Consider the following 13,537-nt stretch of genomic DNA (forward strand, 5'->3'; position numbering starts at 1 on the left):
GGAGGGTTTGTGTATGCTCAAGCATCAGGCTATTCGTCTTCCTTTGTCGGGAGCGCAAGCGGGCATTTGGTTTGCCCAACAGATGGATTTGCAAAATCCGGCCTATAATACCGGTGAATACGTTGAGATTCACGGGCCGGTCGATCCCATTTGCTTTAAGGAAGCACTTCGCCGCACGATGGCAGAGGCTGAATCACTGCATTTGCGGTTCGGAGAGGATGAGGATGGACCCTGGCAGATGATTATGCCTTCTGGGGAATGGACGCTGCACCAAATCGATGTAAGCGCAGCTCCTGATCCTCGTAAAGTTGCTGAAGTCTGGATGAGGGATGATTTGCTGAAGCCGATTGATCTTACCCAAGGGCCACTGTTTACACAGGCATTTTTTCGGGTAGGTCATCATCAATTTTTCTGGTATCAGCGTGTTCATCATATTGCATTGGATGGTTTTGGCTTTTCGCTCATAGCGCAGCGGGTGGCTCAACTGTACACATCTTTAGCGGAAGGCCGCTTGGACGAAGAGGGTTGCTTTCCGCGGTTTAGCCAACTATTGGAGGAAGATTCGGTCTATCGCGTCTCGGAGAAGTTTGGACAGGAGCGTGAATTTTGGATCAAACGCTTTGCTGATGGGTTCGAGGTGGCCAGTTTGGGAGACCATGCGACGAGAAACTCCAGGCATGTAGCTTCGAAAGAAGCGATGGCTGGAGGTTTCGTACGCGTTACAGCCCATGTCACCTCTGCGGAGCGTGAACGTCTTCAGATGGCTGCGGAACGTCTCAACGTGAGCTGGCCGGATGTAATTTTGGCGGCAATGGCTATTTATATTCACCGGTTCACAGGTGCACAAGACGTTATACTTGGCTTGCCAATGATGAACCGATTAGGCTCAGCCTCGCTCCGTGTGCCGGGTATGGTGATGAATTTGTTGCCGCTGCGTTTGTCGATTCAGCCAGGAATGAAGGTAGCCACATTGCTCCGTCAATTGGTACAGGAGCTGGGTGAGATACGGCGTCATGCAAAATACAGGCATGAGGAGCTACGGCGTGATCTGCGCTTGCTTAGTGAAAACAGGAGATTGTTTGGTCCATTGGTCAATATTATGCCATTTGACTATGAGCTGAATTTTAACGGTTCTCGCGGAATTACACATAATCTGTCGGCAGGCCCGGTTGATGATCTGTCCTTGAATGTCTATGACAGGTCGGACGGATCTGGATTGCGCATAGATTGGGATGCCAACCCTGCTATGTATAGCAAACGGGAAATAGAAGAGCATCAACAGCGTTTCTTGCAGTTGCTTACAAAGGTCGCAGCTTCGGAACCAGAACAGCCGGTTGGACAAATCGACCTCCTGCTGCCTGCGGAGCGTCAGCTTATACTGAAGGGCTGGAATCGTTCTTCCAGTCCGATGCCAGTCGCTTCCTTACAGGAAATGCTCCAGCTACAGGCGGAACTTAGACCTGATGCTGTAGCTGTGGAATGTGACAACGACATGGTGGTTAGCTATAAGGAGCTGAATAAGCGGGCGAACCGATTGGCCCATTGGCTGATTGCTCATGGGACAGGACCTGAGCAGATCGTTGCCCTGATGCTCCCTCGCTCCGTCAATATGGTTATAGGGATGCTGGCTGTGCTTAAAACGGGCGCGGCTTATGTTCCACTGGACCCTGATTATCCGCAGGATCGTGTTGCTTATGTGCTGGAGCATGCGTCTCCGGTCTGCATTTTAACCAATGCCCAGGTAGCGGACCGCATACCGGCAGACATTTCTGTGCCACGTATGTTTTTGGATGGAGGAAGCGGCCAAGGGGATTCGGCGGCTGTTTTGAACGGACATAATCATGAACTATCAGCCTACCCGGATACGAATCCTACGGATCGTGAACGTGTTCAGCCTTTATCCACGGACCATCCTGCGTATATTATTTATACCTCTGGCTCAACGGGCAAGCCGAAGGGAGTCGTTATTACTTTCAAGAGCCTGACAAATTTTTTGCTTGCCATGCAGGATCAATTCACGTTGTGTGAGCAGGATCGACTGCTGGCAGTTACGACGATATCCTTTGATATCTCCGGACTGGAAATCTATTTACCCTTGTTGAATGGTGCGCAACTGATTATTGCCCGGAAGGAAACCGTTCAGGAGCCGTCTGCTTTGGCCGAGCTGATTAACCGTTCACAGCCTACCCTGATGCAGGCGACGCCTACGCTGTGGCATGTGCTGGCAACAGAACATGCAGAGGCTATTCGGGGTTTGCGGGTGCTGGTTGGAGGCGAGGCTCTTCCAGAGGAATTGCTGCATGCACTCCAGCGTCTGGATTGCCGCATTACGAATCTGTACGGTCCCACCGAAACGACGATTTGGTCTACTGCAGCTTCCATCGAAAAAGGGGACACGGGAACACCGGCTATCGGCAGACCTATCCGCAATACGCAAGTGTACGTGCTTGACGGTAGTCTTCAGGCAGTTCCGGCAGGGGTCACAGGGGACCTGTACATTGCCGGGGATGGGTTGGCTCGGGGATATTATGGGCGCCCGGATTTGACAGCGGAGCGTTTTGTAGCCAATCCGTTTGGCCCTCCGGGGAGCCGCATGTATCGAACTGGAGATTTGGCCCGCTGGAGATTGGATGGATCTCTTGAATACGGGGGGCGTGCGGACCACCAGATTAAAATTCGCGGCTTCCGCGTAGAACTGGGTGAAATTGAAGCCGTTTTGGCGCGGCATTCCGATGTAGCCCAGGTTTCTGTGATTGTCCGTGAGGACCGAGAGGGCGATCAGCGGCTGGTTGCCTATATCGTACCGATCGCTGCCGCAGCAACGCCGGTGCTTACCGGAGCTGAGACAGAGACTATTCAGCAGGAGCCGGGTAGGTCATCGGGACAAAGTGAGCAATCCGAACAAAAAGCGCCTGCCGAACCTTTTGGATATCAAAGTATAAGAGGGGACTTGGGCTCATCGCCTCATCGTTTGCATTCACTGGCGTTACGTGAATATGCCGCTGCGAGTCTGCCCGATTATATGGTACCTTCAGCGTTTGTGATGCTGGGGGCCTTGCCGCTCATGCCTAATGGGAAGCTGGACCGTAAGGCATTGCCTGCTCCTGTTATGGATAAGATTCTCCACGTCCGTACTCCCAGAACACCACAGGAAGCCATGTTGTGTGACCTGTTCGCAGAAGTGCTGGCACTACCGATAGTCGGTATTGATGACAGTTTCTTTGATCTGGGCGGTCACTCGCTACTTGGCGCACGCTTGATGGCAAGAATCCGGGAGGTATTCGGGGTAGAACTGAATATAGGCCGCCTGTTTGAAACTCCTACGGTTGCCAGTTTTGCGGAACGACTGGACCAAGGGCAGAGCTTAAGGCCCTCATTGCTTCCGGCCGTACGTCCACAACGAATTCCTCTCTCCTTCGCCCAGAGCCGATTATGGTTCCTGCATCGGATGGAGGGACCAAGCCCTACATATAATATCCCACTCGTTATCCGTATGTCGGGGGATGTAAATGTGGAGGCACTTCAAGCTGCCTTAGGAGACATCGTGGCCCGCCATGAGACGCTGCGTACGATTTTTCCAGATGTGCAAGGTGTAGCGCAGCAGGTCATTCTGGAAATGCAGCAAGCTTGGCCTGTACTCCGTGTGACGAAAATTTGTGAGGCAGAGCTGCCACACATGCTTGCTGAAGGGTCACGTTACTGCTTTGATCTTGCAGTGGAGCCGGCTTTGCGAACCGAACTGTTCACGCTGTCTGCTGACCAGCATGTGCTGCTTATGACGTTGCACCATATTGTCGGAGATGGCTGGTCGCTGAATGCACTCACACGTGATTTGGCAACAGCCTATGCTGCGCACATCGACCGTAATGCACATGCGGAACAATCCGCACATCCTGAAAGCATGGCACCGGTGTTGCCGATGCTGCCTGTACAATATGCGGATTATGCGCTATGGCAGCAGGATCTGCTTGGCAGGGAGAACGAGACTGGCAGCCTGATGAACAAGCAGCTTGCTTATTGGCACGACGCATTGAAAGGTCTGCCGGATCAAATAGATCTGCCTTCAGACTATCCACGCCCTTCCGAGGCCAGCTACCGGGGAGATACCGTTGTATTGCGTATCGCTCCCGAATTGCATGAGCAGTTGCTGCGTTTGGCTCGTGAAAGTCGGGGCAGCCTTTTTATGGTGGTGCAGGCTGGGTTGGCCGCATTGCTAACCCGATTGGGTGCAGGAACGGATATCCCGGTGGGCAGCCCGATAGCGGGACGTAACGCAGAGGGACTGGATCATCTCGTGGGCTTGTTTATCAACACGCTGGTGCTTCGTATCGACACATTGGGCGACCCTACTTTCCGTGAGCTTTTGGAACGGGTCCGTCGCACTTGTCTGGATGCGTATGAACATCAGGATGTACCCTTCGAGCGGCTTGTAGAGATGCTGAACCCTACACGTTCCAGATCGAGACATCCATTGTTTCAAGTTATGCTTGCTTTACAAAACACCCCTGATCCCGAATTGCTGTTGCCCGGTGTGGAAACTCAACTGCAATTGGCCAGTGTGGGTGCAGCGAAATTTGATCTGACGGTGGAGCTGCGCGAGTGTCGGACCGCAGACGGGCGACCTGATGGAATCAAGGGATGGATCGAATACAACACCGATTTATTTAAAAGAGAAACGATAGAAGCTATGAAGGTACGGCTGGAGCGACTATTGGTGGCCGCGGTGGCTAATACAGAACAACCGATAGGGGCCCTGGATATTTTGGGACCAGAGGAACGACACGAAATCCTCGTGAAGTGGAACGGTGACACGAACGCGAGCACTCGTCCTAACCAAGCGTCTACCTCAAGCTTGCCTGCTCTATTCGAACAACAGGCTGCCCGTACCCCGGGAGCTGTTGCAGTTTCATACGAAGGCAACCAGCTAAGTTATGAGGAATTGAACGCGCGTGCCAATCGACTGGCGCATCTGCTGATAGCGCGTGGTGCAGGTCCAGATCGCATTGTGGCGCTGGCGCTTCCTCGGTCACTGGATATGGTTATTGCATTGCTGGCTGTGCTTAAATCGGGAGCCGCCTACTTGCCGCTAGATCCTGATTATCCGGCAGATCGTCTCGCATATATGCTAGAGGATGCTTCACCTGCTCTGATGATTACCAGCATTCACGTGACAATATCCTCAATTCCGGTAACAAGCACGGTATTCCCGGTTGTACTGGAGGATCCTCAGACAAATAAGGAGCTGAAGTCATATCCCGACCGGAACCCGGTGGATGCAGACCGTCTGATGCCTTTGTTGCCGCTTCATCCTGCTTATATTATTTATACGTCCGGTTCTACCGGAAAACCAAAGGGAGTAGTTATTCCTCATCAAAATGTCGCGCGTTTGTTTGATTCGACGCAGCCCTGGTTTCATTTTGGTCCATCGGATGTATGGACTCTGTTCCACTCCTATGCGTTTGATTTTTCAGTATGGGAAATTTGGGGACCGTTGCTGCATGGAGGCCGTCTTGTCATTGTGCCGTATACTGTCAGTCGTTCTCCGGAGCAATTCCTGCAATTGCTGGTGAACGAGAGTGTAACGGTGCTCAATCAGACACCTTCGGCATTTTATCAACTGATGCAGGCTGATCTTGAACAGCCTGTCCTTTCACAAAAGCTGGCGTTGCGTTATGTCGTATTTGGTGGTGAGGCTCTGGAACTGGGCCGGCTGCCTGCATGGTATGAGCGTCATGCAGACGATGCTCCTACCTTGGTGAATATGTATGGGATTACGGAGACAACTGTACATGTCAGCTATATTGCGTTGGACCGTGATATGGTGGCTGAAAAAGCAAACAGTCTGATTGGGCGTCCCATCTCTGATCTGCAAGTGTATGTGCTGGATGATCGACTTCAGCCTGTCCCGCCGGGTGTAACGGGTGATTTATATGTCGCCGGTGCTGGATTGGCACAAGGCTATTTGGGAAAACCCGCTTTAACGGCAGAGCGTTTTGTAGCCGATCCGTATGGTTTGCCGGGGAGCCGGATGTATCGGACAGGTGATTTGGCCCGCTGGCGGTCTGACGGCTCGCTGGAGTATGCCGGACGTGCTGACCAGCAGGTCAAAATACGTGGTTTTCGCATGGAGCCGGGAGAAATTGAAGCGGTGCTGGTTCGGCATGATGATGTGGCTCAGGCAGCGGTCATTGTCCGCGAAGATCAGCCGGGGGACAAACGACTCGTCGCCTATATTGTTCCTGTACCTGGCGGTGAACCGCAAGCGTCCAGACTCCGACTGCATGCAGGAGTCAGCTTGCCTGATTATATGATACCGTCAGCTTTTGTCACGGTATCCGATCTCCCGCTTACACCTAATGGCAAGCTGGATCGTAAAGCATTACCTGCTCCCATGCAGATGGCTGCGGGTGGAGGAAGGGGACCGCGAACGCCACAGGAGGAAATCCTGTGTGATTTGTTTGCCGAGACGCTTGGCATGGAGCGAATCGGTATAGATGATGGCTTTTTTGATCTGGGAGGTCATTCATTGCTGGCTGTGAAGCTGATTAGTAGAATCCGCGAGGCATTGGGTATCGAGTTGGGCATTGGCAACCTTTTTGGAACGCCAACAGTGGCTGGCCTAGCCGAGCAGTTGAACGTAGGTGCCAGTCAAGGGGCTTTGGACGTTTTGCTGCCTTTGCGGGCAAGCGGATTGCAAGCTCCGTTGTTCTGTGTACACCCGGCAGGCGGATTAAGCTGGTGTTATGCGGGCTTGATCCAGTCCATGGGCAAGGATTATCCGATTTATGGCTTACAGGCTCGCGGGATCGCCCGACAGGAGGAATTGCCGCAGACGCTGGATGATATGGCAGCCGATTATATTCGTCATATTCGCACAATTCAGCCCACAGGACCGTATCATCTGTTGGGGTGGTCTTTGGGAGGGAATGTAGCTCATGCAATAGCGACACAGCTTCAATACGAAGGAGAGACAATTGCGATTCTGACCATGCTGGATTCCTACCCAAGCAACCATTTGCCGCTGCGGGGAGGACCAGATGAGGAGGAAGCGTTAATCGCTCTGTTGGCTCTGGGGGGTTATGACCCGGATAGTCTGAATGATGAGCCTTTGCGGCTTTCCACCGCCCTGCATATCTTACGAAGCGATGGTAGCGCCTTGGCCAGCCTCAGCGAGGAGACGATTTTAAACCTCAAGGATACTTATGTAAATTCTGTGCGTATCTTGGGGGAGTACGTTCCGAGACGGTACAAAGGTGATATATTATTTTTCCGATCTACAATTATCCCAGATTGGTTTGAGCCAATTGCTCCGGAAACCTGGCTTCCCTATATTGATGGACAGCTAGAGCAGCATGAACTGGATTGCCGTCATAAGGATCTGTGCCAGCCGGGACCCTTGGCTCATATTGGAAAACTGATGGCAGCAAAACTATACAGGCTTTCTAAATCAATACATCACAATCGCAAGGAGGAAAACAAACCATGATTAATCCTTTTGAGCAGAATGAAGGTGGTTATTTAGTGCTGATGAATGGAGAAGGACAGTATTCACTCTGGCCTGATTTCCAGCATGTACCGACTGGATGGGAGGTCGTTCACCCGACAGACAGCCGTGAGGCATGTATGAATTATATCAGCACACATTGGACAGATATGAGGCCGGATTCCTTGCATCCCAAGGCCGATGCAGTGCGTCGCTAATCGGGGAGTCATCATATCTTTATACAACTATACAACTGTTGCTCATATATGACCCATGAAATGATGACAAATGTAACGCCTTTTGATGATACCATACAATTTTTCGTGATCTTTAAAGTTTCATAGGAAGGCAGAGAACGAATTAGGCTGTTTCCTCTAACCGAGCGTATCGGAGGGGAAACGGCCTTTGTTTTTTATAAATGTCATATTGATATTATCGGGAACATGTGTTATTTTATTGTTAATAACAAAATGATAATAACAAAATAATATAAATTGTAAAGAAAGCGGGGAAGCAGCTATGTTTGGATTTAATTTTGTTAAATTTCAGCCCAGTGAATATGTGATGAAGGTGAAAAACGGGAAGGTGGTTCGGGAGGGTGTTGGATTATCCTTTTATTACTACGCCCCGACCACCTCGGTTGTTGTCGTGCCCGTCTCTTCTATTGATGCGCCGTTCATGTTTGAGGACATGACAAATGATTTTCAGGCGGTGACGGTACAGGGGCAACTGACTTATCGAATTGTGGATTATCGGAGAACGACGCAGATTTTAAACTATACGTATGACTTGAAGGAACGACGTTACATTTCGGATGATCCAAGCAAGCTGGCCCAACGGGTGATTAACATTGCCAAGGTGCTTACCAAAAAGTATTTGGAGCGTGTCCCGCTCAAAGAAGCTGTTCAGTCCAGTGAACGTCTGGCCCAAAACATGACAAAGGATATTGCTCAGCATACGGAAATGGAAAAGCTCGGCATTGAGGTTATGGGGCTGTCGATTTTGGCGATTCTACCTAATAAGGAGACGATGAGAGCGCTGGAGGCTCAAGCGAGGGAAGAGATTCTTCGCAACGCGGATCATGCTTTGTATGAGCGTCGTAATGCATCTATTGAGCAAGAGCGGCGTGTGAAGGAAAACGAGCTGAACACTGAGATTGCAGTGGAGACGAAAAAAAGGCAGATCCGTGAAACTCAACTTGATGCCGAGCGTTCCGTAAAGCAAAAGCAAAGTGAGATGAAAGAGGAGCAGCTACGATTTGACACGGCCTTGGAGGAGAAAAAACGCGAGCTGATTGAGCTGACCGTAACGAATAAAAAGGCAGAAGCCGATGCCAAGGCCTATGAGCTGACAGCCGTCATGAAATCGTTGCAGGATGTTGAACCGAACGTACTTCAAGCTATGGCTAACATGGATATGAGCCCGGATAAACTAATTGCGATTGCATTCCAGGAGCTTGCAGAAAATGCAGGGAAAATCGGTCAGCTGAATATTACGCCGGATCTGCTGCAAGGTCTCATGTCAGATACGGGAGCAAGCGGATCAGGAGGATCGAGAGGGTCTGGAGGAAGAACACGATGAGCGGCCGAATGACAGAGCAGAAGATCATTTTGGTGAAGCGTAAAACGCGACTGGAGGAACTGATTGTCCGATACAATACGGTGCAGCAGGCTCGCTTCTTTATGGAACGGCTGGGTGCGGATTTCAGTGATTATGTGCTGGAGGACGAAAATTACCGCAGGGCGGTGGCAACGGCAACGTCGGAGTTAACGGCCTTGGGTCGTGTTCAGATTGTGGAGCGGGAGCATGTGCCGAACTTTATTTTTGGTGAGCAGGATACAGTGGTGGTGCTGGGTCAGGATGGGCTGGTAGCCAACACCTTAAAATATTTGACCGAGCAGCCGCTTATCGGCGTGAATCCAGATCCATTGCGCTGGGACGGGGTATTGCTGCCGTTTACCGTATCCGACCTGCGCTGGGTAGTGCCGGATGTATTCGTGCACAGACGGCCAATTAAGGAAGTTACGCTGGCTAAGGCCCGATTAAATGATGGCCAATCCTTGTATGCTGTAAATGATTTGTTCATTGGACGCAAAACTCATGTTTCCGCGAGATATGAGCTAAGGCTGGAGGATCAAGTAGAGCAGCAATCCTCCAGCGGCATTATCGTTTCAACCGGATTGGGAGCGACAGGCTGGCTGACCAGCGTACTGGCTGGAGCGGCCGGAATTGTCGGCAGTGCTACACGGCATCCAATCTCGCTGACTCCAAGCCAGCTGATGCCAGGTACAGCCTTCAGTCAGGAAGGGACAGCAGACGGAATGAGTCATGATCATCGTGCAACCTGGAGTTCGCCATCGCTTTATTTTACGGTGAGAGAACCATTCCCCAGCCGAACGACTGCTGCGGATCTCGTGTTTGGTCAGGTAGCAGCCGAAAAACCGTTACGGATTGCATCGCAGATGCCGGAAAACGGAGTTATTTTCAGTGATGGAGTAGAAAGTGACTTTCTGGAGTTTAATGCTGGCATTGAGGCGATCATTGAACCCGCGGAGAAAAAAGGGCATCTGGTCGTGTAGAGGTTTGTACAGGACGGCAATGGGTAATTATGAGTAAGGTACAACCATCAGATGAAATTAAAAAAGGAGGAATCAACATGAGCGACCACACTCAAGACGAAGCGAAAATCCGCAACAAGAAGGACGAGGACGGAGATTCCTTGATGGAGAAAACGAAGCTGGAAAATGGCGTGGATATCGAGCCTGAGGCTGATGAATGGATTGCGAAGCCCTCACCAGTGTCATACGATGATACGAACTCCTCTTCGAAGAAATAAGGCTCTGGCATTCCAATAGAGCAGTGATGCAAAGACAGATGATCCCTAATCGGGTCATCTGTCTTTTTTACATAGGTTAATTGAATCTGGAATATACCTTCCATACTAGCTCACGACGGCTGCTTACATCTGTTTTCAAGAAAATCGCTTTCAGGTGATCCTGCACCGTGTAGGCAGTAATATGAAGTGCGCTGGCCAGCTCCTTGGTCGAAAAGCCCTGAACAATGAGTTGGACAATTTGTCTCTCTCGTTCGGACCATGAGTACACCTCAGCCATAAGCGGTAGCATGTCAGTTGCTTTAGCAGCCTCAAACCATACGGCTAGCTGCTTCTGTCCCGTATGCTTCTGTCCGCCTTGCAGAAGGGTGGCTCTGATGGTTACCCATGGGGCTCCTGCGTCTGTGGAAGGGATACATAGTCGTGCTGGTGCAGTGGCAGTGGATAGCGCTCGCAAGCATACCACCCGGACGGGAGCCGGAAGACCGTCTTCATGGATTCCCTCCTGCTGCCGAAGCAACTGTAGCCACTGCTCTGCTACTAAATTGGACGAAATCGGTTTTAGCTTATCGGAAAGCATGAGAACTCCTGGCTCAAGTCCATTTTCCGTGATCATGGCAGGGGATGGAGATAAACCGACACTGGCCTGACGCAGATGATAGGCTATGGACGGCGCTAACGCTTCAAGCACTTGTTGCTCTTCCTCGCTGAATACAGGTTTTCCATGATGACGGAACAACGTAAGAAATCCCCAACAGCTCCCTTTGTACATAAACGGAACACGTAGCTCATCTCCGAATCCGGCGGGTTGCAAAACATCTCTATATCGTGTGCTCCGATCCGGTTGGCCATGTGTAAACCCATGTAGCGTCGCTACAGACTGTCCTTCTCGCACCAACTGATCATATTTCATCATATCGGCGTGCAGGTATTCGTATTCTAGTAGTTTGTTATGAATGTCCTCCACACCCGACTCTGTAAATGCCCCTGTGGAAAGCAGCGTACGCGGATCTACTGAGGTACAGCACGCCGCATCGAAAGTAACCTGAGTACGCAAGCGGTCGATTAGGGTGTGCTTGTAGTATGCGTTCATCATTTACTCCTATCGAGAAAGCTGGAGATTCTCAAGCGCGATTATTAAATCCCACATTTATGGGATGGTGGATATTCGTATTGTCTTTATAATTGAGAATGATTCTTAATTAAATCTACAATAAATGAATGGTCTGAGAAGATCAAGGCTAAATGTTTGGAGGAAAGCACATATGAGACATACCCCTATTGGAAATACGGACTCAAATCAACCTATGAGCTGGAATCATCCGAATGTGCATAAGTACGCGGATACGATTGCTTTAAAAATACCTGGATATGCTCATTTGTACGAGATGACAGACGGTTTGATAGCCGCACAGCTTGAAGCACAAACTCATATTCGAAATATAGATCCAAATGTGCTAATTGTCGGAGCTGGAGGCGGTCAGGAATTGATTACGCTCGGAGGGCGCCATGATGCATGGTCCTTTACGGCAGTTGATCCCTCTGAGCACATGCTGGATTTGGCACGTAAGCGTGTAACACATGCGGGCATCAGTTCAAAAATATCGTTTGTTGCAGGTACGTTGGAAGAGTTGTCTGGAGAACAGCCTGAAGAACAGCGCGAAAAGCACAGCGAAGAATCATGCAGAGAACCGGTCTATGACGCTGCAACCTGCCTGCTGGTGCTTCATTTTCTTCAAAGCTTGGAAAGTAAACAGGCGTTGCTACGCCAGATATCTACTCGACTCAAGCCGGGTGCGCCTTTTTGTTTAGCTTCTATTAATGGGAATTCACAGGAGCCTTCTTTTTCCATCCAAATGCAGGCGTGGAAAGGTCATATGCTGAGCCAGGGCATTTCACTGGAGGATTGGGAACGATTCGCTGCTTCCATCGGTCGTGAGTCAAACCCAGTGTCCAATGCGGCAATACAGGAACTGTTGATAGATGCAGGCTTTACCCACATCACCCGGTATTATGGTGCTTTTTAGTAAATGCATGGTTTGCAGTTAAAGAGGGAGGGACAGCTTATGACAAAGGATAACATCATCATCATTGGCGGGTATGGCCATGTTGGAAAAATTGTATGTACAGAGTTAAGTGAAATGTTTCCCGGCAAGGTATTTGCCGCAGGTCGTAGTCTGGAACGGGCCACTGAATTTAGCCAACGATCGAATGGTAAGATACGGCCCTTGCAGCTTAATATTCATGAGCCGATGGACCCGTCGATATTAGAGCAAGCCAAATTGGTAATCATGTGTTTGGATCAGGACAATACGGCCTTGGTACGTGCCTGCCTTCGACATGGGGTGCATTACATGGATATTACCGCGAATGCGGACTTTTTGAGTCAGGTGGAGCAGTGTCATCAGGAGGCCCGAGCTCATCAGGCCACAGCCCTGTTAAGTGTAGGATTAGCTCCGGGACTGACCAATCTGTTGGCACTGCAAGCGACACAGCTCATGGATCAGACGGATGAGTTGAATATATCTTTGATGCTGGGTTTGGGAGATCGACACGGTCAGGCTGCTATTGAGTGGACAGTAGATCAGATTCATGCCGATTTGGAGGTTATAGAACAGGGACGTCCTGTGATTCGAAAAAGCTTTACTGGCGGAATAGTGGCAGATTTTGGTGCAGGAGTGGGTCGTCATCGGGCGTATCGATTTCCTTTTTCAGATCAGCAGACACTTCCTCGTACGCTCAAAGTTCCTACGGTTAGCACACGCCTTTGCTTCGATTCGCGCTTGACCACTCGGCTTCTGGCAGGGCTTCGGACGATAGGAGTTTCAGGTCTACTCCGACAGCAAACCGTGCGTGATGCAGTGGTTCGCAGCTTTAGCAAGGTACATATAGGTGGGAATGCTGTAGCGGTCAAGGTAGATGCTCGAGGAACTCTCAATGGCAAGGAGACGAAGGTCGAATGTCGGCTAAGGGGTCACCATCAGTCTGATTTAACCGCTAAGGCAGCCGTCTTTGCAGCGCTCGCCCTGTACCGTTCAGAACTTCCATTCGGTGTATTTCATACGGAGCAGGTTTTTTCATGGAATCGCATGCGGGCTTGGTTAGGGCAGCAAGTAGCCGCAGATATTCAGGTGAACGGACAGCAAGCATAGAAGTCATACATTCTAATAAATGAATCTCATATAATCCAAGCTTATTCAGCAACGCATTGCGGATAGGTC

Annotated in this window: 7 protein-coding genes and 1 pseudogene; 7 read left to right on the forward strand and 1 reads right to left on the reverse strand. The window is 50.4% G+C overall.

Annotated elements, in window-relative coordinates; all coding sequences use genetic code 11:
* Positions 1–13 precede the first annotated feature (13 nt).
* The 5 genes from MLD56_RS07290 (at position 14) to MLD56_RS07310 (ending at position 10,319) form a co-directional block, all read left to right on the forward strand.
* On the forward strand, positions 14–7,486 hold the full coding sequence (locus MLD56_RS07290; RefSeq protein ID WP_051717892.1) for an amino acid adenylation domain-containing protein: 7,473 nt from the start codon (positions 14–16) through the stop codon (positions 7,484–7,486).
* Positions 7,483–7,701, forward strand: a complete 219-nt coding sequence (locus MLD56_RS07295; RefSeq protein ID WP_029516437.1) for an MbtH family protein — start codon at positions 7,483–7,485, stop codon at positions 7,699–7,701. Before MLD56_RS07290 ends, MLD56_RS07295 begins: the two co-directional genes overlap by 4 nt.
* A 301-nt stretch (positions 7,702–8,002) precedes the next feature.
* Entirely contained in the window at positions 8,003–9,064 is a 1,062-nt protein-coding gene (locus MLD56_RS07300; RefSeq protein WP_029516438.1) for an SPFH domain-containing protein, read from the forward strand.
* Positions 9,061–10,062, forward strand: coding sequence for a diacylglycerol kinase catalytic domain-containing protein (locus tag MLD56_RS07305; RefSeq protein ID WP_029516439.1), 1,002 nt, complete (start codon positions 9,061–9,063; stop codon positions 10,060–10,062). Before MLD56_RS07300 ends, MLD56_RS07305 begins: the two co-directional genes overlap by 4 nt.
* Positions 10,063–10,139: 77 nt before the next feature.
* Positions 10,140–10,319: a hypothetical protein gene (locus tag MLD56_RS07310; RefSeq protein WP_013309345.1), complete on the forward strand. Its 180-nt coding sequence runs from the start codon at positions 10,140–10,142 to the stop codon at positions 10,317–10,319.
* Positions 10,320–10,395: 76 nt separating this feature from the next.
* Here MLD56_RS07310 and MLD56_RS07315 read toward each other — a convergent pair whose 3' ends face one another.
* The gene (locus tag MLD56_RS07315; protein WP_230584955.1) at positions 10,396–11,409 is read right to left on the reverse strand and encodes a LuxR C-terminal-related transcriptional regulator; all 1,014 of its coding nucleotides are present in this window, start codon (positions 11,407–11,409) and stop codon (positions 10,396–10,398) included.
* 172 nt (positions 11,410–11,581) lie between these two features.
* On the opposite strand from MLD56_RS07315, the pseudogene MLD56_RS07320 reads away from it, so the two are divergent.
* Positions 11,582–12,396: pseudogene (locus MLD56_RS07320) on the forward strand (class I SAM-dependent methyltransferase).
* Positions 12,383–13,468 carry a saccharopine dehydrogenase family protein gene (locus tag MLD56_RS07325; RefSeq protein ID WP_029516440.1) on the forward strand — a complete coding sequence of 362 codons (1,086 nt, stop codon included), beginning with the start codon at positions 12,383–12,385 and terminating at the stop codon, positions 13,466–13,468. Before MLD56_RS07320 ends, MLD56_RS07325 begins: the two are co-directional and overlap by 14 nt.
* The last annotated feature ends 69 nt before the right edge of the window (positions 13,469–13,537 follow it).

The sequence above is a fragment of the Paenibacillus peoriae genome (assembly GCF_022531965.1).
GTDB lineage: Bacteria > Bacillota > Bacilli > Paenibacillales > Paenibacillaceae > Paenibacillus > Paenibacillus polymyxa_D.

Bases quoted from the DNA above. Each gene is read 5' to 3' on its own strand.
- MLD56_RS07290 (WP_051717892.1), top strand. From the start codon at position 14: ATGCTCAAGCATCAGGCTATTCGTCTTCCTTTGTCGGGAGCGCAAGCG.
- MLD56_RS07295 (WP_029516437.1), top strand. From the start codon at position 7,483: ATGATTAATCCTTTTGAGCAGAATGAAGGTGGTTATTTAGTGCTGATG.
- MLD56_RS07300 (WP_029516438.1), top strand. From the start codon at position 8,003: ATGTTTGGATTTAATTTTGTTAAATTTCAGCCCAGTGAATATGTGATG.
- MLD56_RS07305 (WP_029516439.1), top strand. From the start codon at position 9,061: ATGAGCGGCCGAATGACAGAGCAGAAGATCATTTTGGTGAAGCGTAAA.
- MLD56_RS07310 (WP_013309345.1), top strand. From the start codon at position 10,140: ATGAGCGACCACACTCAAGACGAAGCGAAAATCCGCAACAAGAAGGAC.
- MLD56_RS07315 (WP_230584955.1), bottom strand. From the start codon at position 11,409: ATGAACGCATACTACAAGCACACCCTAATCGACCGCTTGCGTACTCAG.
- MLD56_RS07325 (WP_029516440.1), top strand. From the start codon at position 12,383: ATGACAAAGGATAACATCATCATCATTGGCGGGTATGGCCATGTTGGA.